This window comes from Anaerovirgula multivorans (assembly GCF_900188145.1).
GTDB classification, from domain to species: domain Bacteria; phylum Bacillota; class Clostridia; order Peptostreptococcales; family Natronincolaceae; genus Anaerovirgula; species Anaerovirgula multivorans.
Window position 1 is genome coordinate 107,532 of the sequence record NZ_FZOJ01000010.1, and the last position, 23,935, is coordinate 131,466.

General features: G+C 36.1%; 25 protein-coding genes and 1 other annotated feature. Of the genes, 7 read left to right on the forward strand and 18 right to left on the reverse strand.

What is annotated here, in order from left to right; translation table 11 throughout:
- Window positions 1-35: 35 nt before the first annotated feature.
- The 6 genes from CHB72_RS27755 to CHB72_RS12075 all read right to left on the reverse strand — a co-directional run bounded on the left by CHB72_RS27755 (window position 36) and on the right by CHB72_RS12075 (window position 7,197).
- Window positions 36-1,079 (reverse strand): ubiquitin-like domain-containing protein, encoded by a 1,044-nt coding sequence (locus tag CHB72_RS27755; protein WP_089283130.1) that lies wholly within the window; start codon window positions 1,077-1,079, stop codon window positions 36-38.
- Between the two features lie 405 nt (window positions 1,080-1,484).
- Entirely contained in the window at window positions 1,485-2,435 is a 951-nt protein-coding gene (locus CHB72_RS12055) for a hypothetical protein (protein ID WP_089283131.1), read from the reverse strand.
- A 406-nt stretch (window positions 2,436-2,841) separates the two neighbouring features.
- Window positions 2,842-3,609: a TatD family hydrolase gene (locus CHB72_RS12060; RefSeq protein ID WP_089283132.1), complete on the reverse strand. Its 768-nt coding sequence runs from the start codon at window positions 3,607-3,609 to the stop codon at window positions 2,842-2,844.
- Window positions 3,610-3,621: 12 nt separating this feature from the next.
- Window positions 3,622-5,604, reverse strand: a complete 1,983-nt coding sequence (gene metG, locus CHB72_RS12065) for a methionine--tRNA ligase (RefSeq protein WP_278277837.1) — start codon at window positions 5,602-5,604, stop codon at window positions 3,622-3,624.
- A 123-nt stretch (window positions 5,605-5,727) separates the two neighbouring features.
- Window positions 5,728-5,980, reverse strand: a binding site (T-box leader).
- Between the two features lie 108 nt (window positions 5,981-6,088).
- Window positions 6,089-6,625: a spore maturation protein gene (locus tag CHB72_RS12070; protein WP_089283134.1), complete on the reverse strand. Its 537-nt coding sequence runs from the start codon at window positions 6,623-6,625 to the stop codon at window positions 6,089-6,091.
- Window positions 6,622-7,197 (reverse strand): nucleoside recognition domain-containing protein, encoded by a 576-nt coding sequence (locus CHB72_RS12075; RefSeq protein WP_089283135.1) that lies wholly within the window; start codon window positions 7,195-7,197, stop codon window positions 6,622-6,624. The genes CHB72_RS12070 and CHB72_RS12075 overlap by 4 nt, the downstream gene beginning before the upstream one ends.
- 259 nt (window positions 7,198-7,456) lie before the next feature.
- Between CHB72_RS12075 and CHB72_RS12080 the strand changes: the two genes are divergently transcribed.
- Window positions 7,457-8,893, forward strand: coding sequence for a nicotinate phosphoribosyltransferase (locus tag CHB72_RS12080; RefSeq protein ID WP_089283136.1), 1,437 nt, complete (start codon window positions 7,457-7,459; stop codon window positions 8,891-8,893).
- Between the two features lie 134 nt (window positions 8,894-9,027).
- Here the strand turns inward: CHB72_RS12080 and CHB72_RS12085 are convergent, their stop codons facing one another.
- A complete protein-coding gene (locus CHB72_RS12085; protein WP_089283137.1) occupies window positions 9,028-10,446 on the reverse strand; it encodes a CCA tRNA nucleotidyltransferase in 1,419 nt (472 codons plus the stop codon).
- A gap of 267 nt (window positions 10,447-10,713) precedes the next feature.
- Here CHB72_RS12085 and CHB72_RS12090 point away from each other — a divergent pair, with 267 nt between their 5' ends.
- Complete coding sequence (locus CHB72_RS12090) at window positions 10,714-10,953, forward strand: AbrB/MazE/SpoVT family DNA-binding domain-containing protein (protein WP_089283138.1); 240 nt, start codon at window positions 10,714-10,716, stop codon at window positions 10,951-10,953.
- 22 nt (window positions 10,954-10,975) lie between these two features.
- Here CHB72_RS12090 and rsmI read toward each other — a convergent pair whose 3' ends face one another.
- The 6 genes from rsmI to CHB72_RS12120 all read right to left on the reverse strand — a co-directional run bounded on the left by rsmI (window position 10,976) and on the right by CHB72_RS12120 (window position 15,688).
- On the reverse strand, window positions 10,976-11,827 hold the full coding sequence (gene rsmI / locus CHB72_RS12095; RefSeq protein ID WP_089283139.1) for a 16S rRNA (cytidine(1402)-2'-O)-methyltransferase: 852 nt from the start codon (window positions 11,825-11,827) through the stop codon (window positions 10,976-10,978).
- Window positions 11,814-12,581, reverse strand: coding sequence for a tRNA1(Val) (adenine(37)-N6)-methyltransferase (locus CHB72_RS12100; protein WP_089283140.1), 768 nt, complete (start codon window positions 12,579-12,581; stop codon window positions 11,814-11,816). Before CHB72_RS12100 ends, rsmI begins: the two co-directional genes overlap by 14 nt.
- A gap of 149 nt (window positions 12,582-12,730) precedes the next feature.
- On the reverse strand, window positions 12,731-13,318 hold the full coding sequence (locus tag CHB72_RS12105; RefSeq protein ID WP_089283141.1) for a TlpA disulfide reductase family protein: 588 nt from the start codon (window positions 13,316-13,318) through the stop codon (window positions 12,731-12,733).
- 24 nt (window positions 13,319-13,342) lie between these two features.
- Window positions 13,343-14,254 carry a PSP1 domain-containing protein gene (locus CHB72_RS12110; protein ID WP_089283142.1) on the reverse strand — a complete coding sequence of 304 codons (912 nt, stop codon included), beginning with the start codon at window positions 14,252-14,254 and terminating at the stop codon, window positions 13,343-13,345.
- A 99-nt stretch (window positions 14,255-14,353) separates the two neighbouring features.
- Window positions 14,354-15,340, reverse strand: a complete 987-nt coding sequence (gene holB, locus CHB72_RS12115; RefSeq protein ID WP_089283143.1) for a DNA polymerase III subunit delta' — start codon at window positions 15,338-15,340, stop codon at window positions 14,354-14,356.
- 18 nt (window positions 15,341-15,358) lie between these two features.
- The gene (locus tag CHB72_RS12120) at window positions 15,359-15,688 is read right to left on the reverse strand and encodes a cyclic-di-AMP receptor (protein WP_089283144.1); all 330 of its coding nucleotides are present in this window, start codon (window positions 15,686-15,688) and stop codon (window positions 15,359-15,361) included.
- Between the two features lie 301 nt (window positions 15,689-15,989).
- On the opposite strand from CHB72_RS12120, the gene CHB72_RS12125 reads away from it, so the two are divergent.
- The 4 genes from CHB72_RS12125 to CHB72_RS12140 are packed head-to-tail and all read left to right on the forward strand — an operon-like array spanning window position 15,990 to window position 20,019.
- Window positions 15,990-17,516, forward strand: a complete 1,527-nt coding sequence (locus tag CHB72_RS12125; RefSeq protein WP_176431343.1) for a spore germination protein — start codon at window positions 15,990-15,992, stop codon at window positions 17,514-17,516.
- A gap of 22 nt (window positions 17,517-17,538) precedes the next feature.
- Window positions 17,539-18,696, forward strand: coding sequence for a Ger(x)C family spore germination protein (locus tag CHB72_RS12130; RefSeq protein WP_089283146.1), 1,158 nt, complete (start codon window positions 17,539-17,541; stop codon window positions 18,694-18,696).
- A gap of 12 nt (window positions 18,697-18,708) precedes the next feature.
- Complete coding sequence (locus CHB72_RS12135; protein WP_089283147.1) at window positions 18,709-18,924, forward strand: hypothetical protein; 216 nt, start codon at window positions 18,709-18,711, stop codon at window positions 18,922-18,924.
- 6 nt (window positions 18,925-18,930) lie between these two features.
- Window positions 18,931-20,019 carry a GerAB/ArcD/ProY family transporter gene (locus tag CHB72_RS12140; protein WP_089283148.1) on the forward strand — a complete coding sequence of 363 codons (1,089 nt, stop codon included), beginning with the start codon at window positions 18,931-18,933 and terminating at the stop codon, window positions 20,017-20,019.
- A 50-nt stretch (window positions 20,020-20,069) separates the two neighbouring features.
- Here the strand turns inward: CHB72_RS12140 and tmk are convergent, their stop codons facing one another.
- Window positions 20,070-20,699 carry a dTMP kinase gene (gene tmk, locus CHB72_RS12145; protein ID WP_089283149.1) on the reverse strand — a complete coding sequence of 210 codons (630 nt, stop codon included), beginning with the start codon at window positions 20,697-20,699 and terminating at the stop codon, window positions 20,070-20,072.
- Window positions 20,700-20,927: 228 nt separating this feature from the next.
- On the reverse strand, window positions 20,928-22,376 hold the full coding sequence (locus CHB72_RS12150) for an aminotransferase class I/II-fold pyridoxal phosphate-dependent enzyme (RefSeq protein ID WP_089283150.1): 1,449 nt from the start codon (window positions 22,374-22,376) through the stop codon (window positions 20,928-20,930).
- 339 nt (window positions 22,377-22,715) lie between these two features.
- Between CHB72_RS12150 and CHB72_RS26545 the strand changes: the two genes are divergently transcribed.
- Window positions 22,716-22,889: a hypothetical protein gene (locus CHB72_RS26545; protein ID WP_176431344.1), complete on the forward strand. Its 174-nt coding sequence runs from the start codon at window positions 22,716-22,718 to the stop codon at window positions 22,887-22,889.
- Between the two features lie 116 nt (window positions 22,890-23,005).
- Here the strand turns inward: CHB72_RS26545 and CHB72_RS28280 are convergent, their stop codons facing one another.
- From CHB72_RS28280 to CHB72_RS26550, 3 genes are all read right to left on the reverse strand, one after another.
- Window positions 23,006-23,209, reverse strand: a complete 204-nt coding sequence (locus CHB72_RS28280) for a sigma factor G inhibitor Gin (RefSeq protein ID WP_089283151.1) — start codon at window positions 23,207-23,209, stop codon at window positions 23,006-23,008.
- Window positions 23,210-23,323: 114 nt separating this feature from the next.
- Complete coding sequence (locus tag CHB72_RS12160) at window positions 23,324-23,518, reverse strand: hypothetical protein (RefSeq protein WP_089283152.1); 195 nt, start codon at window positions 23,516-23,518, stop codon at window positions 23,324-23,326.
- Between the two features lie 241 nt (window positions 23,519-23,759).
- The gene (locus CHB72_RS26550; protein ID WP_176431346.1) at window positions 23,760-23,909 is read right to left on the reverse strand and encodes a hypothetical protein; all 150 of its coding nucleotides are present in this window, start codon (window positions 23,907-23,909) and stop codon (window positions 23,760-23,762) included.
- Window positions 23,910-23,935 lie beyond the last annotated feature (26 nt).

A 23,935-nucleotide genomic window follows, 5' to 3' on the forward strand; every position in this document is an offset into this window, starting at 1 on the left:
TATAGCGGAGAAATATTTTCTCCGCTATTGGTGACTTAATCCAAAATATATACTTTTACTTTTCTTCTTCCAAATCTTAAAGCAGCTTCACGGCTTTCAAAGAAAAGATCAACTTTATTCCCTTTAATGGCGCCTCCTGTATCCTCTGCACTGGCCAATCCATAGCTAGACGTTCTATCCATGGATTCTATATATAGCTTTGATCCCAATGGTATCACCTTTGGGTCTACTGCTACAACACCAGGTCTCACCTGGGTACCGCTACGGGTAATGCCATAATATGGATCTCCAGGACTTTTCCCAGTACTTGCATAGCCTGCAGTATAGGCTGAAGCCTCCATAACGATCACATCTTTGTAACGTCTAGTATCTCCCCTAGAGGTTACTAGCAATCTAGCAGTTCCCTTTTCAACGATTTCATTGGTAGCTTCCAGTATAATACTCTCTTCTATGACTTCCCTAGTCACTTCAGCACCGTCTTCATAAGTAATCTGCAGTTGAACTTCCTTTACACCGGTTCTCCCTTCCTGGACTCTAGTGGTTTTCCCATAGTCCATATCATCATTATACTTAATTGTTGTCTGGAAGGGTATTTCTTTCTCCTCGGTAACAACTTCCTTAGTTACCCGTATAATCCTTACTATTTCCCCTGGATATAAAGATGCCTGTAGGTGGGGCTCCACCTTATCCTCTTCCCCTAAATTTATATCCAATTTATTTATCAAGTCTTCAACTGTTTTTTCTGCCGTCATAATAGTTTCTTCCCGTTGGCTTTGTACCAACTGAATTTCAAAGGATCTGTGGATAACAATCCTTGCTCCATCCTTCAGTTTTTCCTGAAGCTCTGGAACAACTTTATCTTCTTCTCTAATTTCTATACCCTGTTTTAATAATAAACCTTCTACTGTACCAGCATAAGTAGAAACCGTTACTTCATTTCCATCATAAACTACAACTACATCCTTTTTAATAGCCATTAAGCTCAAGCTCATAATCACTATGGCCACTAGTCCAATCGCAATAAAGACTTTTTTATTAACTATCTTTAAAAAGTCTTTATTACCCAAAAAACTTTCCATACATATTCCTCCTGTTTTTTTCCACTGTTTCTAATTCCTCTATTGTCGATGTTTTCCTTCAAAGTCACAGAAGCAGTGGAGTTTTTTCTTAAACAGTTAATCTCAAAATAAATAGACTAACCGCTTGCCTAGGGAATAAGTCTATAACATTCTATGCTATCGTAATAACTTTGTCAACATATTTATCCAGCATTTGGAAATTATGCTATTATTTAAATCATTTTGATTATTTCCAATAGCTAAAGTTTTTATTCCTTTAGTCATCTTTTGTAACATGTATGGGATTTTGTAATTTTCCGTCGATTTCCCGGGAAATAGAAGAAAAGAAAGGGAAAAGTTCAGCTATTCTTGTAGCTGAACCTTTCTGTATATCTCTCCTATCGTTTCATTCATTTAAAATGCTATTTATTCTATCATCTCTACAAAATTCATAATATCTTCTGGTTGAATTTCTGGGATTTCTACTGGTTCATCAAAATCATAAAATTTGATGGCCCCTGTACTGGTTATATGTTGTTCCATCATACCCATTTCCATATGGATTACTTGGTCAAAATCCATCTTTTCTAAAACTTTTGTTTCCTTATTAATATAGTATTTATATTCAACCTCCATATCCATGCCTGTAATTATTTCTGTCATCATGGCTTTGATAGCTTCCTTCATTTCTTCTTCTTCTAATTCATCTACTTCCTCAACATCCATCATTTCTACTGAAAGAGTCATGATCTTATCGAGAACTTCATCGATTACAGCTTTAAACTTTTCCTTATCAACTGTAATTAAAATCACGTAGTAGTCTTCTTCATCTATTTCTTCTTCCTCTAAATAAGTAGCTGTCATTCCAAATAATTCCATTTGTTTCTTGGTAATATCAGTACCATTTTGCATATTGGTTCCTAATAAAGCCTCAAACTCCTGCGTGATTGGATTTAAATCCTGCTGTATCCATTTGTCTACTCTAGGGGGTTTTTTATACATTACATTGCCATCCTTTAAGGCTTCTGTATTGTCTTCTAGTGTTTCCTCTCCTAAAACTGTCTTTACAGTGTTTACAATATATATCTTATCATTTTCTTGATCCATAGCAGCTTCCATCAGCATGTTCATGACCATTTCTGCTGCTTCTTCTTTTTCTTGTGTTTTATCTATCACTTGGGATGTCATATCGATTTCGATAATATTTTTTAAGGTTTTGTACTCTAGCAACTTGTCAGATACCATTTCTAGCATTTCAGAAGCCGTCATTCCTTCTTTGGTGATAGCAGATGTTTCATTTGTATCGGCAAAAGCTGTCATTGTCATGGATAAAACCAGTAGAACACTTAGTAGAATTATTCCTTTTGTTTTTTTCATGATCTTTCGCTCCTTTTTTTATTTAATTTAAGTAATTACTTCAATATATTGCATTGTATTAAAAATATTACTGATTGATATTTTACCATTTTTTTGTCTTTTTATCAATGTATGGTAATCTTTGTAATCCTTTAGATTTTTCTATTTAGCTTTTGATGTTTCTTGCTAATACTAGTTTCTATCCATTGTTATCCTTCTTTTCCATCCCTGTTTTAGGGATTATTAAATTCTCTTTGCAATCAAAAGTGATTATTAACAAGAATTTGTTTTTATATAGCAAGTATCTTCTAAGCTATATATACCATAAAAGTAGATGACCCAAATCTTTGATTTGGTGTCAGTCACTTTCACAGAGTGCAAAAACAAAGATGAGGATTATATCCCTCATCTTTCAAAATTTTTTGTTCTATTTAATATTAAATAATCGTCTAGCATTTTCATTGGTCTGTTGAGCTACCTTTTCAAGGGAAATTCCCTTTGCTTCAGCAATCTTTTCGGCGACTTGACGAACATAAGCCGGTTCATTTCTCTTTCCTCTATAGGGGATTGGTGCTAAGTAGGGACAATCTGTCTCGACTAGCAGCCATTCTAATGGAATCTCTTTAGCTACCTCATAGGTTTTTGCTGCATTTTTGAAGGTAACAGGACCTGCTAAGGAAATATAGATTCCTCTTTTTATATATTCCTTTGCCAATTCTAGGCTACTAGAATAGCAGTGCATCACGCATCCAAATTCCCCAGCGTTGTATTCTTGGAGTATATCAAAAACTTCTCCATGGGCTTCTCTATCGTGGACAATGATAGGCAGCTTTACTTCCTTAGCCAGCTCTATTTGTCGTCTAAACCATTTCCTCTGATCCTCTCTAGGGGAATGATCATAATGAAAGTCTAAGCCAATTTCTCCTATAGCCACTACCTTTTCTTTACTAGTAAAGGATTTTATTATCCCCAATATAGCCTCATCCATATCTTTAACATCATGGGGATGGACCCCTACCGCCGCATAAATCATGTCATATTCCTCTGCAAGGCTTACTGCGTTAATAGAGCTGTTAAGATCCGCTCCTGGATTAAGGATATATTGTACTCCCTTTTCTTTTGCCCTTTTTATGACAGCATCTCGATCTTCATCAAAACGGCTGTCATCTAAGTGGGCATGACTGTCAACCAACATATTTTTCCTCTCCTAACTAATCAATGTTCCTGCTGGAATATCTCCATCCACTGTAGCCACCACCAGCTTTTTATCTGTAGCGGCAGCAAGAATCATTCCTTGAGACTCTACTCCCCTTAGCTTGACAGGTTTTAGGTTAGCAACTAAAATAACAGATTTCCCAACAAGATCCTCTGGCTTATAATGTTCTGCAATACCAGAAACCACTTGTCTTGTTTCACTGCCCACCTGTAGTTGTAGTACTAGCAACTTATCAGCCTTTGGATGTTTCTCTGCTTCAACCACTTTAGCCACCCTTAGCTCCGTCTTATCAAAATCATCGATGGTGATTTCTTCTTTAGGCTCTATTTTTACAACTTCTTCCTCTACTTTTATCCCATTTATTTTTTGGAAGTAAGCTGTATTTACCTTCTCTAATTCTTCTACTTCCTTTTCTATATCTAATCTTGGGAAAAGCACTTCTCCTCTTTCTACCTTAATGCCGGCAGGTATCTTGCCAAAGATTGAAGCATCCTCCCACTTCGTGCTTTGGTCATCACTGATTCCTAACTGCACCCATATTTTACTTGTGGTTGCCTCCATAAAGGGCTTTAGTAATACAGAAACGATACGAATGCTGTCAGCTAAGTTGTATAGCACTGTGTTTAATCTTTCTTTGTTAGCCTCCTCTTTAGCTAAGATCCAAGGAGTTGTTTCATCGATGTATTTATTGACTCTACGAATTACTTTCCAAATCTCTTCTAATGCCTGATGGAATTGCAGCTTATCTATTGCTTCTTCTACTTTTGCAGCTGCTGCAACAGCTATTTCCTTTAAATTCTCATCAAATTCTCCTGCCATCTTTCCTTCAGGAATGATGCCGTTATTGTATTTTTCAATCATTGTGATGCTTCGACTTACCAGATTCCCTAGATCATTGGACAAATCAGCATTCAATCGACTGACAAAGGTTCTATTGGTATAGGTTCCATCGTATCCAAAGGTAAATTCTCTTAGCAAGAAGTATTTTAATGCATCCAGTCCATATCTCTCAATTAGAGGTTCTGGATAGACAATGTTTCCTTTAGACTTTGACATTTTATCGTCACCAAACATAATCCAACCATGACCATAAACCATTTTAGGCAGCGGCTCATCTAAAGCCATCAGCATAGCTGGCCAGATAATAGTGTGAAATCTAATAATTTCTTTTGCCATAATATGCACATTGGCGGGCCAATACTTTTCATACTTCTCTCTATTATCGGATCCATATCCTAATGCTGTGATATAGTTAGACAGCGCATCAATCCATACATAGATAACATGCTTTGGATCAAAAGGAACAGGAATTCCCCAGTTAAAGCTGGTTCTGGATACAGCCAAATCTTCTAAGCCGGGTTTAAGAAAGTTATTGATCATTTCATTTTTTCTAGACTCTGGCAGACAGATTTCTGGATGCTCTTCAAAATATTGAATCAATCTATCTTGATATTTAGATAATCTAAAGAAATAAGCTTCTTCCTTTGCCAGTTCAGCTGGTCTGCTGCAGTCAGGACAAAGTTTCCCCTCCTTTAACTGGGTTTCTGTCCAGAAAGATTCACAGGGGGTACAATACCATCCTTCATATTCGCTTTTATAGATATCTCCCTTATCATATAGTTTTTGAAAAATTCCTTGCACTGCCTTCACATGCTGTTCATCAGTTGTGCGGATAAAGATATCATAAGATATATCCATGCTCTTCCATATTTCTTTTATGTCTCTTACGATTTCATCTACATATGCCTTAGGGCTCATGCCCTTTGCTTCAGCAGCTTTTTGAATTTTTTCTCCATGTTCATCGGTACCAGTTAGAAACTGTACATCATAGCCGGTAAAGCGCTTAAATCTTGCTAACGCATCGGAGGCCACAGTTGTATAGGTGTGTCCAATATGCAGCTTAGCACTGGGATAGTAGATCGGTGTGGTTAAATAATAGGTTCCTTTGCTCATTTTTTCTTCCTCCTTATTTATTTCATCTTAGTATTTCCTTATTTTCAAAACTTTTTACCAGAAAAGTAGATGACCCAAATCTTTGATTTGGTGTCAGTCACTTTCACAGAGGGCAATAAAAACGTCCCTATACCTTATCATCGGTATAGGGACGAGTTTTAACTCATGTTACCACCCTAGTTCGTTATTACCTCACAGCAATAATCTCGGCAAGTGACTTTTATCACTCTGCAGTATAACGGCTGCAATCCCGCCATAACCTAAATCCTACTCTAATAGAATCTCAGTCAAGAAGTTCAAGGGCCATCTTCGGTAAACTTCTTTAGTGCCGGCTTTCACCTGCCCCGGCTCTCTGCTACTAAATCCATAAACCTACTCTTCCTATCATTACTTTTCATCAATTTATTACTACTTATTTTCTCCTTAAATATATAAAATTATGTATTATCTGTCAATAGTATGCTGGAAATTTTGTGAGAATAAATTATTAGCGTATTTTATCATACTAAGAAAAAAATATAATCCTACAAATCACTACTGATGCAATTACAGCTGCAAAATGGGAGATTAGTGCGGCTGGTACCGTATGTCTAGCGTACTTAATGCCTACAGCGCCAAAATACACCGCCATCGTATAAAAGATAGTCTCTGCAGACCCCATCATGGTGGAGGCGACCCTACCAACAAAGGAATCAGGACCATAGTGGGTGAGGATATCTTTAAGAACGCCTAAAGAACCACTACCGGAAATAGGTCGCATGATGGCTAGAGGCAGTACCTCCGAAGGAATCCCAATGAAACTTAAGGGCATGGTCATCGCTTTCACTAATAATTCCATCGCCCCTGATCGCCTCATAAACCCAATCGCCAGGAAAATAGCAATTAAATAAGGCATAATTCTGACGGCAGCTTTAAAACCTTCACCGGCCCCCTCTACAAAGGCATCATATAAGTTGACGCCTTTAATCAGTCCATGTATTAGAACAATAGAAATCATAATGGGAATAGCAGCTACTGAAAAAGTTGTTAATAATCGAATCATCCTTCTCTTCCCTCCAATATTTTGCAAACAATGATACCCACAAGGGTAGATGCAGCTGTAGCCATAATAGAGGTGGCTATAATTTCTGTAGGAGCTATTGACCCAGCATCTGCTCTTATTTTTAATACCGTTAAAGGAATTAGTTGTATAGAAGACATATTGATGACTAAAAACATACACATGGCATTGGTGGCAGTCTTCTTATCTGTGTTCAGACTTTGCAGCTCCTCCATCGCCTTAATCCCTAAAGCAGTGGCAGAATTTCCTGCTCCAAACATATTTGCCACCATATTCATCATCATAGCACTAATGGCAGGGTGGTTAGGAGGGAGAGAGGGAAAAAGAATTTTTGTAACTGGCCTCATTAAAAGAGCAAAATGATGAATCAAACCAGATTTCTTGGCTATGTTCATAATCCCTAGCCAAACCCCCATGATTCCAGTAAGCCCAATGGCAAAAACCACTGCCTCTTGAGCGTCCTTTAGAATCACTTCATTGATAATTTCAGTTCTTCCGTTTATAACAGCTACAATCATACCAAGGATGATCATACCAAACCATATTACACTCATAAAAATCCTCTTTTCTTGATTTTTTAGTCTACAGTCATTACATGATATGATTTAGGGCTTTTCCCATATGCCTGCTCTTCCAATTCTATAAGCTCTTGTCTTTAGAAACTAAATTTTTTTCAAATTTTTTATTTATTGACAAAAATCTGTTATAATAGATTCAAAGAAATTTTATGCTTATAAAATGAGCTTAATTTAAAGGGAGTTTTTACTTCTACTGGATTGCAGCCAAATAAATCAAGATAAGGAAGGTATTACGATGCGTAACCTCGCTTTATTAACAGACTTTTATCAGTTAACTATGATGAATGGTTACTTAAAACATAATATTCATGAGGATATTGTAGTCTTTGACTACTTTTTTAGAAAAAATCCTTGCGACAGCAGTTATACAATTATTGCTGGTATAGAACAAGTTATAGATTACGTTGAAAACCTTAAGTTTACGGAAGAAGATTTAGATTACTTAAGGGGCTTAGGCTTCGATGAAAGCTTTCTATCAGCCCTAAAAAATTTCAAATTTTCTGGAACAATTTACGGAGTACCAGAGGGTTCTATCATGTTTCCTAATGAGCCTGTGTTAAGGATAAAGGCTCCAAGTTTTGAAGCTCAATTGATTGAAACTGCACTATTGAACATCCTTAATTTTCAGTCTTTGATTGCCACAAAGGCTTCTAGAATTATTGAGGCAGCTGAAGGAGACCCTGTATTTGAATTTGGATTAAGACGAGCCCAAGGTCCTGATGCTGGTATTTATGGAGCAAGAGCTGCCGTTATTGGCGGTTGTTCTTCCACCTCTAATGTATTGGCGGGAAAGATGTTTGATATCCCAGTTGTAGGTACACAAGCCCATAGTTGGATCCAAAGCTTTGATTCAGAGTTAGAAGCCTTTGAAGCCTACGCAGCTACCTATCCTGATAATTGTCTGCTTTTAGTAGATACCTACAATACATTAAATAGCGGAGTTCCTAATGCTATTAAAGTATTTCATCAGTTAAGAAAGAGAGGCTTTGAACCAAAGGGAATCCGTATTGATTCAGGAGATATTGCTTATCTTTCTAAAGAGGCTCGGAAAATTCTGGATGCAGCAGGCTTCCAGAATGTATCTATCGTAGCCTCCAGCGATCTAGATGAAGAAACCATCTATAGCTTAAAGATACAAAAATCCGCCATCAATGGATGGGGAGTAGGAACAAATCTTATTACCTCCAGTAATTGTCCTGCATTAGGGGGAGTCTATAAGCTGTCAGCTATTGAAAAGAAGGATAAAATTATCCCTAAGATAAAAATATCTGAAAATCCCGAAAAAATTACAAATCCAGGCTATAAAAAAGTAATCCGAATCTATGATTCCTATAATAACGCACAGGCAGATTTAATTATGTTAGAGGAAGAAGTCATTGATACCAATAAGCCTCTAACAATATTTCATCCTATTTATACGTGGAAAAAGAAGACTTTTAATAGATATAGCGTAAGAGAAATGTTGATTCCTATCTATCAAGAAGGAAATTTGGTTTATCCAAGGAAGACAGTATCTGAAATTAGGTCCTATGCAAAAAAAGAGTTAGATAGTCTTTGGCCAGAATATAAAAGATTTAATCGACCACATCTTTATAAGGTGGATTTATCAGAAAAGCTTTGGAATTTAAAAAATCAAATGGTCAGTGAGTATAAAGAAAGAGATGCCTTTTAAGGATCTCTTTCTTTTTGTAGATATACATTTGTAATTTTAATACACTACAGGCCATGGTTGCAGTTCTTGACTACGTTCTTTAGTCACGGGCGAGACTATAGATCCTGGGTATAGAGGCTTATTTATATGTTTATTTAGTAGATCTCCTTTATATAGGTGAGAACTGCTTCCTTAGTAGGAACAATCTCTCCCAAATAGATGGCTTTTCGAATCTCCTCCAGCATTTTCCCTATGATTACACCTTCCGGAATATTCAGCGCCTCCATGATTTCCCTACCTTTAATAATTTTAGAGATGTTTTCTATAGGCTTATATCGAGTTAAATAATTATTGGCTATATATTCTATGTGTACCTTAAACATCCCCATCTCTTCCTTAGAATTCAATACTCTTCTAGTGGCAACGATATCAGCTAAGGCAATTAATAGAATGTCTAAGGTTTCTTTTCCAGTTTCATTAAACATCTCGTATAGACTTTTTCCACTTACATCATTTTTTTTATATAATACCAATGGCCACATATGCAGCGCCACATATTTGTATAATAATTCCTTTTCCTTCACGCTTAGTTTCAATTTATCGCCATATTCTTTAGCAAGTTTCGCTCCTGTAATTTCATGACCTTTAAAACGAACTCTCCCTTTGACATCTACCTTCTGAACAGAGGGTTTCCCTACGTCATGAAATAGCGCTCCCAGCTTCAACAAGTGAAGTCGACTGTGATTGCCTGCAATTATGTGACTAGTATGTTCTTCATAGGCTTCTCTTATATGATCCTCAAAGAACCCATGGGCATAGATATAGCTTTCTATCTCCTTCATAGTATAGATGGAATGAGTCCAGCTATCTAAAACATGATATTTACATTCACCAATTTTCTTCATTTCTACTATTTCAGGAAAAATCTTTTCCAATAGATTTAGTTGTTTATCCATTAGATGAAAATAATAATAGGCCTTATTTTCATCTAGAATTTTAAAAAGCTCTTCAGCAATCCTCTCTCCTGCTACATTAGTAATTAAGTGGCTGTGACTTTCAATTAATTTTTTTGTTTCCCTATCTAAATCGAAGTCCAATTGACACATAAATCGTGGTACCCTTAACATCCGTAAAGGATCCTCTCGAAAGACTTTATCCTGCATATGTCGAATTGTTTTATTATATAAATCCTTCACTCCATTAAATGGATCGATGATAGCACCTTCATTTAATGGCCACCCCTTCCTTAGATTATAGGCCATAGCATTGATAGTGAAGTCTCTTTCATATAAATCCTCTTCAATAGTATTTCCCCGCATTTTGCTGAAATCCAATAGAATCTTATCCTTTAGCACCACTCGATAAATTTCTCTATCATCGTCTAGCTCTACGAAGGTTCCTCTCAAAATGTCAGCAACCTTTTCAGCGAGGAGCCTACTGTGGCGTACTGTCACCAGATCAAGGTCCTTTGTCCTTCTATTAAGCAATAAATCCCGTATTGTACCCCCTACTAAGTATATCTCCACATTTAATTCCTTACTTATCTGAAGAACACGAACAATAATGGTATTCATCATATCAGCTCCTTTTGTTAATTTTCCCCCTTACCATTACTGTAAAAGTTTTTATATACAACTTCTGTAGCTGCCTTTACTATAACTTTTAAAGACTTTGAATCCTATCGTTAACAAATATTTAACATTAGTTAGTCATTGACTTTTTATGGAATATCTGGTACTATTTAATACATATATTGTCGAATTTTGTATAAATGTGTTTGTCAGTTGTTTTTGTTTAGTAGATTTATTAATTTAAACAATGTAAGAGGGGGGGACAAAAGTTTGAAATCAACAGGTATTGTAAGAAAAGTAGATGAGTTAGGTAGAATCGTGCTACCAATTGAATTAAGACGCACCCTAAATATTGCAGAGAAAGATGCCCTAGAAATTTATGTAGACGGTGAAAGTATTTTACTAAAAAAGTATGAACCTGCCTGTATTTTCTGTGGAAATGCTAAAAATGTAACAGTACATAAAACCAAAAATATTTGTAGCGAATGTATCGATGAATTAGTTAAGTAGCAGGATGAAGAAGCCATGGACGTTAAATATCTATGGCTTCTTTATATACTTCTGATTTAGATATCTTTCTAAGTTTTGCTACTTTTTTGATAGCTTCTTTTTTATCCATACCCGTCTCCATAAAAGAGGTAATATGCTGTTTTATGGTAAGTTCTTCATATGCTTCCTGTTGCCTTAGTTCTTCCTCCTCTGAACTTATTCCTTCACATAGTAGAACCATTTCTCCCTTTGGTGGACTTTCAAGAAAATGATCATAAATCTCTTGTAGGTTACCTCGAATAAATTCTTCATATTTTTTTGTTAGTTCCCTAGCCACTACCCCTCTGCGGTTTCCTAAGATGTCTATCATATCTTTGAGCGTATCTTTAATTCGATGGGGAGCTTCATAAAATACTAGCGTTCTATCTTGATCTTTAATTTTTTCAAGCCGTTCTTTTCGCTTTTTTTTCTCCCGATTTAGAAAACCTTCAAAAGCGAATTGTCTTGTATCTAATCCTGATGCTACTAACCCCATGATTCCAGCTGTTGCTCCTGGTAGCACCTCAACATTAATATTTTCTTCTATGCACCGTTTTATTAATATTTCTCCAGGATCTGAAATCCCTGGCATTCCCGCATCTGATACTAAAGCAATATTCTCCCCCTGCAGCAATCTTTCAATTAAATACTGACTTTTGGTTTTCTCGTTGTGCTCATGATAACTGATGAGGAATTTTTGTATGTCAAAGTGTCTTAATAGACGAATGGTATGACGGGTATCCTCTGCTGCTATAGCATCTACTTCCTTAAGAATCCTTAAGGTTCTGAGGGTAATATCCTCTAAATTTCCAATAGGAGTAGGGCATATGTATAATTTTCCTTCACTCAGCTTCATCCTCCCCTTTCTCCAGTATTCTTCTCCCATATATTTCATAAATTTCCTTTGTATAGCTTCCATCTTGATCATATACATGCAAAGGATCTAATACTTTTAACTCCGGCATAGCCGCCTTTCTACACTCCAATAATAATAAATTTGGTTTTTTCCCATAGGTGGGGTGAATAAATCGTATTTGTTTCGGCTCTAGTTTATATTGCCTACAATAATACATAATATCCACCAATCGCTGAGGACGATGTACCATAAAGAATTTTCCCCAATGTTTCAGTAGCCTAGAAGCTATTCTAATAACATCCTCAAGTTCACATTTTACTTCATGTCTAGATATAGATTTGGTATCCTGTGGATTTAACAGTCCTTTAGGGTGCATATAGGGAGGATTGGAGGTAACTACATCAAAGCCGTTAACTGGTAATTCTTCTAAAGCGTTTTTCAAATCCATTTGTAGGATGTGAATTCTATCCTCTAGAGAATTCAATTTCACACTGCGTTTTGCCATATCTGCTACTTTCTCTTGAATCTCCAGAGCTGTTATATGACTTGTACTACTTTTCCCTGCTAAAAGAATAGGAATAATTCCAGTTCCTGTACCTAAGTCCACTATTTTTGCATTTTTTTTCAAATCTACAAAATTTGCCAATAATACGGCATCAATGCCAAAACAAAAGCCTTTAGGGTTTTGTATAATTTTTAAATCGTTTAGTTGTAAATCATCTATCCGTTCATGGGGTTTGAGTAAATCATTCATTTGTATAATATGTCACCTCAATTGTTTAATATCTAGTATAGATAACCAATTTTAAACTTTAATTTTGATATAGATATGTGATCATAAATTTTAATATACTAAGGGCTAAGGTCAAGATTAATTAATAATCAAACCTTAGCCCATTACCTTTATTGTATAAGTGGTTCTAGTATCTGCTCTATCTCATCTAAAACCTCATCTTCCTTGATCAAAGTGGTGAAGGATTTTACTGTTTCTTCTTTTTCATCTAAAAACACAGTAGTAGGAAGGCTTCCTACAAAGTAACTTTGGGTTTTTTCCCCTTCTTCATCCAAAAGTATAGGAAAAGAATACTTCTTTTCTCGCATATAGCTTTGAATTTCCTCTTTAGCCATTGTATCAAAGGAGGTAGCATGAATACCTATGATGACAACATCCTCCTCTAAAAGTTTATATACATTTTCTAGTATGTCCAATTGTTCTTTGGATTCTTCATTCCAAGATACCCAAAAAGATAAAATTGCTGGCTTTTTGTCTTCTCCTTTTAATATATCCTCTAGGGAATCCTTCTCTCGGGCTTCCTCCCACAGGTCTCCATCTACTTCTCCACTATCCGGTTCCTGCTGTAGATTCTCCTCCTGTTGGATAGGATCTGTATCTTCAGTAATATCTTGAGCTTTTCTTCCACAGCCCACTAATAGTAAAATAACTAATCCTAATAATAGAAGAGAAATCAGTCTTTTGTTTATTGCCTTCACCTATATCACTCCTTCTTAGGATGGTTAGTCTTCTAACTCCTTCAATTGTTGTAATTCTTCATCCAACAAGCCTTCCTGTCGCTGAACATTGCCCTCCAGCTGCTCTTTAAGGCTCCGCTTTTCTTTTATTTTTGTGACTTCGGTAATATTACATATTTTTAACTCTTCTGTATTGTCACTAGGGTTTTTTATCTTTACTTTTACCTTTTCTAGCAATACATTAGTTTCAATCACTGTTCCTTCTCCATCGGGGGTCAAAACAATTGAACCAATTCCTGGTAACTTGTCAAGAATTTCTTGGTACATATCGTATTCATATTTTAAGCAACAAAACAATCTTCCACAAATACCTGAAATCTTTGTTGGATTCAGGGAGAGGCTTTGTTCCTTGGCCATTTTTATTGACACTGGTTCAAAATCACCTAACCAGGTGGAACAGCATAAGGATTTACCGCAGGTGCCAATACCTCCCAGCATTTTTGATTCATCTCGGACACCAATTTGTCTTAATTCAATACGAGTTTTAAATATGGAAGCTAAATCCTTTACTAATTCTCTAAAATCCACCCTACCATCAGCAGTAAAATAAAAAATCACTTTATTATTATCAAAGGTATATTCTACATCAATTAACTTCATTTCCAATTGATGTTCTGTAATCTTTTCAAGACAAACCTCAAGCGCTTCTTTTTCCTTTATTTTATTTTCCTTATGTCTCTGTCTGTCCTCTTCAGTGACGGTTCTAATAACATCCTTTAGTGGAGCTACAATGTCTTCTTCAGAAACATCCTTAGGTCCTACCACTACTTCTCCAAATTCTATGCCTCTAGCGGTTTCAACAATAACATAATCGTTCTTCTTTATTTCAACTTCTCCGGGATTAAAGTAATAAATTTTCCCAGCCTTCTTAAACCGCACACCTACAACTGTAACCATTAATAATTCCTCCCTAGTTCTATATGAAAGAGGTTAAGGTCCTCTCAATTAATATTAGCCTTTTCTTATTGTATCAAACTTTGTACACTTATGCTATTGTTAAAATTTTGCCTTCTGTTTAAGATCTAAAATCATTACTTCTATGTTTAATTGATAGTTTACATTACTTCGGAAATTGTCTTTTGTTCTATCAATAATAAAAAGCATTTCTTTAATATGACTTAAAGGAAGTTTATTAGATTGATATAGGATTTCTTCAATCTCATCTATGTTAATAATATAGTCCTTTTTTTCCGTATCTTTATATATTAAAACATCGCGATACCAACCCATCAGGATTTCTAATATTTCATCAATATGAAGCTTCTCGTCATTAAAAAACTGAACTCTTTCCAATAACTGTATAGTATTTTTGTCAATAATATCTCTTGTTATCCTTATAATTTCTTTTCTTCTATTTTTAAAGGCTTCATCTTCTAATAGCTGTAGCGCTTTACCAACAACACCATTAGAGAAGGCAGCGATTACCTTAGCTTCTTCTATGTCAACAGATTTTTCCTTCACTAGATATTTCTGCATTTTTTCCATCGTCACTGGCAATAGCTTCATTCGTTGACATCTTGAAACAATAGTAGGCAATAGACTGGTGGCATTAGCGGTCAAGAGTATCATGGTGGCATATTCTGGTGGTTCCTCTAGGGTTTTCAAAAGGGCATTTTGCGCCTGAAGGGTCATTTTATCTGCATCACAAATAATATAGACCTTTTGGCTACCTTCATAGGGTTTCATTTGAAGGTTCTTTTGCATCTGCCTTATGGCCTCTATTTTAATAGAACCCTCCTCCTGCAGCCATTGTATCTCAGGATGATTCCCATGCTCCAGCTTTTTACAGCTAATACATCGATTGCAGGGCCTTTTCCCTTCTCCTCTACAGCAGATTCCCTTGGCTAATTGATAGGCAATCTTTTTTTTACCTAATCCTCTTTGTCCCTCTAGCAAATAGGCGTGAACTAACTGTTTCTTTTCTAATGCTTTTTTTAAGTTTTCCTTTAGTCTTTCCTGCCCTAATATACAATTAAAGCCCATACGTATCCTCGCTCTCTTTTACAGCTTAACATACTTCTCAACGTCTACAACAAAAACCGTTGCTCCTCCTACGGTTACTTCTATAGGGTATGGTATAAAAACACCAGTTGTTCCAGAGACAGGTGCTGGTGAAGTAGCCAATTCCCGTCTAGACTCACAGTTGTTCTTTATGATACCAATCACCTTATCTACTTCTTCATCCTCTGTCCCAACTAAAAGGGTGGTGTTCCCTGCTCGTAAAAAGCCCCCTGTAGTCGCTAGCTTTGTTATTCGATACTTATTGTTGGTTAACTCTTCAATAAGACCTCCCGCATCTTCATCATGAACAATAGCTATTACTAATTTCATAGAATACCCTCCCTCTATTATTTTTTTCATATCTTTAAGCTGTTTCGCAAATTTTATTAAAAATCTATTTTCCTCATTATATCAAAAAAATCTAGAAGATACATAATTTTTATACAACATCTTCACTATTTATCATAATATATTTCTTTAGTGTAAAGATAGTATATCTTGGCTTGATTTAGACATCCTAAATAGATGAATAAAAAATATTTTTCTATTTATAGCCAAGGGCGAAACCGTAGACTCTGTGTATTAAAATTAAAATATATCGGCGTATATTCATATTATGGAGGGAAATAGCATGTTTAGAAAAATCATTGGTATGATGAAATATCTAAAATATTCTCCAGTCAATCGTCACAGCCTTACTCCCCTCCCTGAGGAGGTTGAGGAAAAGCTTTCCTTGGATATAGGGGTAACGAAAAATCGGCTAGAGGAAATTTTTCATCATAGTCAAGGCTTTACCATTAGATCCTTTAAAATCAAAACCTATCCTAAAAATAAAGCCTTTATCTGTTATGTCAAGGGATTGGTAGATACCGATACAATGGAATTAAATGTTATAAAGCCCTTGATGAATGAGGATATTTCTCATTATTTAGCTCTAAAAACCTCAAAAACCATCGCAAATACTTTAATAGAAGAAATCATTACTTCAGTAAATGCCTTCTCCCTTCAATCTTTGAATCAAGTGGTAGAACATCTTTTAAAGGGGTATGCCGTTATTATTATAGATGGAAGTCCTTCTGCTGTGGCTATCTTTGTAACTGATTGGGAGACTAGGGGAATATCAGAGCCTTCAGCAGAAATGGTACTACGGGGACCAAGGGAAGGGTTTAATGAAAATCTTGCCACCAATATTACTATGATTCGCAGGAAGGTAAAGAGCCCTAAACTAAAGTTTGAATTCATTACAAGGGGAATTTATTCTAAGACAGATTTAGCCATCTGCTATATTGAAGGTATTGCTAACCATAAAATTGTTGAAGAGGTGAAAAGCCGTATTGAAAAAATCAATATTGATGCAGTTTTAGAATCCGGCTATATTGAAGAGTTTATAGACGATCAACCTTTTTGTATTTTTCCCACCATAGGTACCACAGAAAAGCCAGATGTGGTGGTAGGGAAAATTTTTGAAGGCAGAGTAGCTATATTATGTGATGGTACTCCCTTTGTTTTAACAGTTCCCCATTTATTTGTGGAGCACCTGCAAACCAGTGAAGACTATTATATAAAGTGGCCCTTTGCCAGTATTCTTAGAATCATTCGCTTTTTAGCTTTACTTTTAACTACAGTCTTACCAGCAGCCTATGTAGCAATGCAGACCTTTCATCATGAAATTATACCTTTTCGGTTGTTTTTGTCCAGTGCTACTGCTAGAGAGCCTATACCGATTTCTTCAGTTACTGAAGCTTTTATGATGATTGTAATTTTCAAGTTGATTCAAGAAGCAGGAGTTCGAATGCCTAAACCAGTGGGTCAAGCAGTAAGCATCATAGGAGCTATTGTATTAGGACAGGCCATCGTGGAGGCGGGAGTGGCCAGCCCTCTAATGGTCATTGTGATTGCCATCACCGCCATCAGTAGTTTTATTGTATCTGCCTTAGAAAATACTGCTTTCATTATTAGAATACTCTTATTAATTTTGGCAAGCATCGTGGGTTTTTACGGCATTGTTTTTGGCCTTATTGTGATTTTTGTTTATATGTGTAACTTAAGGTCCTTTGGGATAGAGTACTTATTCCCCTTTGCTCCAACATCTGTTGAAGATTTGAAAGATACCTTTATTCGGACTCCACTATGGATGTTATTGATTAAAAGAAGATAGGTTTTGGAGAGTGTATAGATTTATGAAAAAAATACTTCTATTTATTATCATTATTTTACAAATAATCACCCTTCCCGGCTGTTGGAATCAGAGGGAAATCAATGATTTAGTCATTGCCTTGGCCTTAGGGGTGGATATAATTGAGGATAAACAGATTCAATTAACCGTTCAGGCGGTGATTCCTAGAAAGCTAGGGAGAGATGGGGTAGAGGGAAGTGCCGCTGTTACTTATACAGAAACCGGCAAAACCATTTTTGAAGCCCTAAGAAAGGTGGCTACCGTCTCCAGTCATAAAATCTATATCGGTCATATACAGTTAATCGTCTTTGGAGAAAGTGTAGCAATGGAAGGGATACAAAGAACAATTGACTTTTTAGAGAGGGATCATGAGTTCAGACGGCAAGCGGTACCCATTGTATCTAAGGGTATGTCGGCTAAGGAGCTTTTAGAGATAGAAAGTATTTATGAAGCCCTACCGGCAGTTCACATAGTCAATGCCTTAAAAAATAATGAACATGTGGGATTTTCTAGGAATCTTATTTTAATGGATGCTTTTGAAGAGTATAATACCATAGGGCATCATTTGGTTCTAGGTACCATCTCAAAAGCAGAAAAGGAAAATCCCCAGTATATAAGGGATCTTCACATCCAGGGCACAGGGGTTTTTGGAAAGGATAGACTAATAGGCTATCTCGGTCCCTACGAAACCCGAGGTTACCTATGGATTGTGGGGGAGGTAAAGGGAGGTATTTTAGTAGTCCCCCCCAGAGGAAAGCCGGATGAATTGATAGGCATGGAAATTATCAATGCAGAGTCCAAGATGGATGTTGAAATAGTGGATGGTCAAATGGTTTTAAAGGTGCATATTAAGGAGGAAGGAAACATCGGTGATCAACAGAACCCAAAGGATCATACGGACCCTGCGGGGCTGCTTCATCTACAAAGAGAAAAAGAAAAGCTCATTAGAATGGAGGTAACTAGAGTTTTCGATATTGCCCAAAATGATTTTCAGGTGGATTTTTTCGGTTTTGGTGAACTGGTCTATAGAAAATATCCAAAGCTTTGGAAGGAGATTCAAGAGGATTGGGATGAAATCTTTACCAATTGCCCTATAGAAATTACAGTTGAAGCAAAAGTTGAAAGAACAGGACAAATATTAGCTCCTTCCATCAGTGACTAGGTGGTGATTACTATGTTTATGGTTATAGTTATCATATTTGCAATTTTAGCTTTAACCTTATTTGATTTGCCTTTTTTGTTTAAAAAAAAGAATCCATTAGCAACCTTTACCTATTATTTTTTGATTTTGATAGGAATCTTTATCGCCTATATCAATATACAGGATCTTCCTGTGGCTTCTCCAGCAATTTATATTGAAAAACTTATAGACCTTATCATAAGGAGGTGACTTTCTATGAAAAAACAGGTGCTTATCTCCTCGTTCCAATTTTGTATCTTATTAATAGGATTTTTATTAGGCAGTACAGTTATTCTGGTTCCCGGCAGCCATGCAAATCAGAATGCATGGCTAGCCTATGTCATCGGTTGGCTGGGGGGATTTTTGTTATTTTCTATATACATAGCTCTTTATAAGCGACACCCTGAAAAAACCTTAGTAGAAATACACCAACTATTGTTAGGAAAATGGCTGGGTAATCTCCTATCCATCCTTTATATATGGTACTTTCTTCATCTGGGCTCATTAGTATTGAGGAATTTTACAGAATATACGCTTACCATAAGTCTGCCAGAAACCCCCTTGTGGTTTATGACGGTTTTATACACCCTGGTTATTGCTTATTCTGTTAAAAGCGGTCTAGAGGTAACCAGCCGGACGGCTGAGCTGATTGTTCCCTTTATTTTTCTGTTTCAAATAGGAATTACACTGCTACTAGTACCCCATATGAAATTTTCCAACCTACTACCTTTTTTAGAGGATGGATTAAAACCTGTATTAGATGCTTCTTTTTCAGTCCTCACCTTTCCCTTTGGAGAAACAGTGGTGTTTCTGATGCTGTTTCCCTATTTAAACGATAGAAAAAAACTGAAAAGAAACTTTATTATATCCTTCCTACTGGCAGGAGGGCTGTTGCTCATAGCTGTCTTTAGGGAAATAACAATTTTAGGAGAGCTGGGAATTGAAAGAAAGATTTTTCCCCCTCATCTTTCCACCAAAAAAATTGAGGTTCTTAATTTTGACCCCTTAATCGGTGTTATGTTTTTTATCACTGGAGCCACAAAAATCTGTGTCTGTTATCTTGCTTCAGTGATTGGTCTAGCCCAACTGACAAAATCCAATGACCATCGAGTATTTGTCTACCCTATTGGTATTATATTGGCAGGCTTATCCATTTGGATTTATGCCAGTGCTCCTCAAATGCTTTCCTGGGCCATTGAGGTGTGGCCCTATTATTCTATTCCCTTCCAGATCGTTATACCTATTGCTTTATTATGTATTAGCCTTTTAAAAGGGAAAAAAAAGTCAAAGAAAGCCTCTTCTTAACCTGAGCTTAAGAGGAGGCTTTTAATGTCACGGGGCTGGTTCGTTTATCATCATTTTGCAGCATCTATTAATTGTAGCAGTAAATCTTCAATATCTTTACTGATGGCAGTGATTCCTCGATCTGCCTTTACTACCTTCATTCTACTTGGATCCTTTTTAGCCAAATCTAAATAGGTATTATATACCGTCATATGAAAATCTATTTTTTCCTGCTCCAACCGATCTACCTTCTTGGAATCAATACGTTTCAAACTGGTTTCAGGAGAAATATCGAAAAAAATCGTTAAATCCGGCTTTAATCCTTGGGTGGCGAAGTCGTTAATGGCCTTCACTGCCTCTTGTCCTAGACCCCTAGCTCCTCCTTGATAGGCAATGCTGGAATCCACAAATCGATCACATAGGACTACTTTTTCCTCCTGCAGAGCGGGAACTATGAGTTCCTTTACATGCTGGGCTCTTGAGGCGGCATATAACAGGGCTTCCGTAGTATCCGCCATTTCTTGGTGCTGTCTATCTAAGATAATGTCTCTAATTTTTTCTCCGATGATGGTACCTCCTGGCTCTCTTGTAAGAAGGACTTCAAATCCTCTTTGTTGGAAAAACTTTTCCATAAATGCCATCTGGGTACTTTTTCCAGCTCCATCTAAGCCTTCAATTGATATAAATAAGCCCGTCTTCATTGTCTCACCTTGTATAATGCGCTTATAGATATGCGTTTATAAATTCTAATACACTAAGAGCTGCATTTGCAGTCCTTGACTACGGTTTTAAGGCAAGGACGAAACCGTAGCTCCTGTGTATTAAAATTAAAGCATAGAGACGTATATCTATAGAAATTGCATTACCCTTTCTATTAAATCAAATATAATTTTTAAACTCTATATGAATTTTAATATACTATCACATATCTATAATGATATCAGCACTTCTATTTCTTTATATTCTTGATCCTTTAGCCCGGTTATTTCCATTCCCTTCTTCATCATAGCCTTTACATAGATAATCATTTCTTCCTCTATGACCTCCCCTGGGATCAATATAGGTATCCCTGGAGGATAGGGAATAAAGTATTCTCCACTGACTTGGCCTATACTTTCCTCTATTCTTACTTTTTTCTTCTCTCGATAGAGTGCTTCTCTTGGAGTAAAAATTCTCTTTGGTATAGAATAGGAATAGAAGGGCATCCCTGCAATTTCCTCTTCTCCTTTTTCTTTGGAAAGAGAAGCTAATGCTTCATAAAGCTGCTCAAAATCTTCTCGGTCATTCCCAATAGAGGTCATTCCCAATACTCCGTAGATATTAGATAATTCCATTTGAATGCCAAAATTGGTTCTTAGCTTGTTTTCCAGTTCGTAACCACTTATTTTGTTTTCATTCATACTAATCCATAGTCTAGTGCCATCCATAGCCTTGATAAAGTCCTTGCCTACCCGTTCCTTCCCTAAAACAGTAACCCCCTCAACAGCCTTCATTTTTTCCTTAAATGCCTCCATATGACCTAGCAGCTCCTGCATCAATTGCCTACCGTGATTCTGATAGATCGTGGTAGCCAAGTCAAGGGAAGCCATTAAGATATAGGAAGGGCTAGAGCTCTGGTGTAGCCGCAACATAAATTTTAACTTTTCTCTATCCATTCGATTTCCTTGTACATGCAGCATAGAACTTTGAGTAAAGGCCGGCAAGGTTTTATGAATGCTTTGCACTACAGCATCAGCACCACAGGCTAAGGCTGTCATAGGCAGTTCATCACTTAATCCTAAATGGGCACCATGGGCTTCATCCACCAAAAGCACTTTTCCATGATGATGAACTATTTTTGCTATTGTCTTTAAATCACTGGCAAAACCATGGTAGGTAGGATAAGGGATTACTACCGCCTTAGCATCCGGATTCTCTTTTAGTTTCTTTTCTACTTCCTCAGGAGAGATACCAAGGGCAATTCCCTCCTGAATATCCATTTCTGTATAGAGATAGACTGGAACTAAGTCCCCTAAAATAGTAATATTAATAACCGATTGATGGCAGTTTCGCCCTATAATGATTTTGTCTCCGGGAGAAGTAGCAGCCATAATCATGCTATATATACCAGAGGTGCTTCCATTGATTAAAAAGAAGGTCTCTTCACTTTTAAAGACCTCACTAGCCCTCTCCTGCGCCTGCTTAATTACTTCTTTAGCATTATGCAGGTTGTCTGTACCGATGATTTCGGTTGTATCAATGTTGGTTAAATAGTCTCTAAAATTTTTAAAGTTGAATTTTTTGAATATTTTTCCATTTTTGTGACCCGGCATATGAAAGGATTTGAGCTTTTCTTGTTGAAGCTCTAGCAATCGATCTAATAGTGGTGTTTCCTTCATCTAAGATCCTCCTTTTTAATAAGTTTCAGAGATTTCCTTTTATAGATAACCAACCCTATAGCTTGATAAAATTCATTGCATTTTTTTGAATCTACCATCTTGAGTGATAGTGAAGGATCTTGCAAAGTAAAGAATCTTTTTTTATATTGATCAAGATTCTTCGCTATGCTCAGAATGACACTAACCTTAAAAATATGCCTTTTTATCTATTAATAATTCGATAATAATCGTGCTTTTCCCTTTTAGGTATAGAATATTTATTTTTTAGAAATACTAAAATCATAGACACTATATGTCTAGAGAAAAAGCCACAAAAAATCTGTAAAGGTGGTGGCCTATTTGAATAATAAAATTACCAATTTAAAAAATTTAGTTCAAGCCTATAGCAACAGAAAATCTGATATGGAGATTTCTCATATGCTGGATATTTCTATTGATAAAGTAAAAAGCCAGCGAAAAGAAAATTTACGAAATAATCTGCAGACAAAAATGAAGCAGAATAGAAAAAAGTAGATGACAAAAAGTAGATGACCAAAAGTAGATGACCAAAATCTATGATTTTGAGTCAATCACTTTCACAGAGTGCAACACTTAAATAAATAAAGGGACTTTTAGAGTCCCTTTTCTTCTTAAGCTTTTTTTAAGAATTGCTTCCAAATATTTTTGATTTTCTTTTTGTATACCTCATATTTTAATTGGTCTATGGGAGTATGTATCATCTCTCGTTCGCAGTTTCCACATATGTATTGGTTTAACAAGACAATTCCTGTACTGGTTTTACCATTGCAAATACAACATTGTAACCCTTCACTCATCAAAATCACCAGCCTCATGAAATAATTGTATTTTGATTGTCGCCCTATATTAACTATTTTATTCAATATACTAGTACATTGTTAATGGATTTATAAAGAAAAATAGTCCTTTCCCTACTTAATGGAAGAAGACTATTTAATCCGTCGAAGTCTTTGAGGATATGTTTCTTTTTTGAGTGAAGTTTTATAATATGTCTGTTTTTCTTTTGTGTTAACAGCTACTTTCCTAACATCTTCCCCTATTGATTGAATCAATGTTAAAAATATTAGTATAACAGGAATTAGGATAATGCCTAAAAAACTTATGCTGATGAAATAGTTAAACATTTTCATCTCTCCCTAAAGTGGATTCATGGTATTTTTCGTCATCTTCAGTAGAAAATCCTGCTGTTTTTCAAAATTTCTTCAAAGATTTGTTTTCTACTTAAATTATTCTACACCATTTTCCAAAGTCCTACCTTAGGTTTCTAGGAAATATGTCCTATTATGTAAATATATACTTATAAATTTTAACACACTAAGCGTTGCAATAAACTGAGGATGTGTCCCCACATCCTCTTTCTGTTGATTACATCTTATCAACAAAAGCCATTAAAAAAACTTTCTCTTGTCTATTTTTGTTAATCTCATCCTCAATTGTCATTAATTTTTGTAGTTGATCTTGAGATAGACTGGCATAGCTCATTTTGCCCATATCTTTATTCACTTCTTGGTTCATGTGTATATAGCCTCCTTTTAATTGGT

Excerpts from the sequence above, each read along its gene's own strand:
- CHB72_RS27755 (WP_089283130.1), bottom strand. The coding sequence starts at position 1,079 with ATGGAAAGTTTTTTGGGTAATAAAGACTTTTTAAAGATAGTTAATAAA.
- CHB72_RS12055 (WP_089283131.1), bottom strand. The coding sequence starts at position 2,435 with ATGAAAAAAACAAAAGGAATAATTCTACTAAGTGTTCTACTGGTTTTA.
- CHB72_RS12060 (WP_089283132.1), bottom strand. The coding sequence starts at position 3,609 with ATGTTGGTTGACAGTCATGCCCACTTAGATGACAGCCGTTTTGATGAA.
- CHB72_RS12070 (WP_089283134.1), bottom strand. The coding sequence starts at position 6,625 with ATGATTCGATTATTAACAACTTTTTCAGTAGCTGCTATTCCCATTATG.
- CHB72_RS12075 (WP_089283135.1), bottom strand. The coding sequence starts at position 7,197 with ATGAGTGTAATATGGTTTGGTATGATCATCCTTGGTATGATTGTAGCT.
- CHB72_RS12080 (WP_089283136.1), top strand. The coding sequence starts at position 7,457 with ATGCGTAACCTCGCTTTATTAACAGACTTTTATCAGTTAACTATGATG.
- CHB72_RS12085 (WP_089283137.1), bottom strand. The coding sequence starts at position 10,446 with ATGAATACCATTATTGTTCGTGTTCTTCAGATAAGTAAGGAATTAAAT.
- rsmI (WP_089283139.1), bottom strand. The coding sequence starts at position 11,827 with ATGAAGCTGAGTGAAGGAAAATTATACATATGCCCTACTCCTATTGGA.
- CHB72_RS12100 (WP_089283140.1), bottom strand. The coding sequence starts at position 12,581 with ATGAATGATTTACTCAAACCCCATGAACGGATAGATGATTTACAACTA.
- CHB72_RS12110 (WP_089283142.1), bottom strand. The coding sequence starts at position 14,254 with ATGGTTACAGTTGTAGGTGTGCGGTTTAAGAAGGCTGGGAAAATTTAT.
- holB (WP_089283143.1), bottom strand. The coding sequence starts at position 15,340 with ATGGGCTTTAATTGTATATTAGGGCAGGAAAGACTAAAGGAAAACTTA.
- CHB72_RS12120 (WP_089283144.1), bottom strand. The coding sequence starts at position 15,688 with ATGAAATTAGTAATAGCTATTGTTCATGATGAAGATGCGGGAGGTCTT.
- CHB72_RS12125 (WP_176431343.1), top strand. The coding sequence starts at position 15,990 with ATGTTTAGAAAAATCATTGGTATGATGAAATATCTAAAATATTCTCCA.
- CHB72_RS12130 (WP_089283146.1), top strand. The coding sequence starts at position 17,539 with ATGAAAAAAATACTTCTATTTATTATCATTATTTTACAAATAATCACC.
- CHB72_RS12135 (WP_089283147.1), top strand. The coding sequence starts at position 18,709 with ATGTTTATGGTTATAGTTATCATATTTGCAATTTTAGCTTTAACCTTA.
- CHB72_RS12140 (WP_089283148.1), top strand. The coding sequence starts at position 18,931 with ATGAAAAAACAGGTGCTTATCTCCTCGTTCCAATTTTGTATCTTATTA.
- tmk (WP_089283149.1), bottom strand. The coding sequence starts at position 20,699 with ATGAAGACGGGCTTATTTATATCAATTGAAGGCTTAGATGGAGCTGGA.
- CHB72_RS12150 (WP_089283150.1), bottom strand. The coding sequence starts at position 22,376 with ATGAAGGAAACACCACTATTAGATCGATTGCTAGAGCTTCAACAAGAA.
- CHB72_RS28280 (WP_089283151.1), bottom strand. The coding sequence starts at position 23,209 with ATGAGGCTGGTGATTTTGATGAGTGAAGGGTTACAATGTTGTATTTGC.
- CHB72_RS12160 (WP_089283152.1), bottom strand. The coding sequence starts at position 23,518 with ATGTTTAACTATTTCATCAGCATAAGTTTTTTAGGCATTATCCTAATT.
- CHB72_RS26550 (WP_176431346.1), bottom strand. The coding sequence starts at position 23,909 with ATGAACCAAGAAGTGAATAAAGATATGGGCAAAATGAGCTATGCCAGT.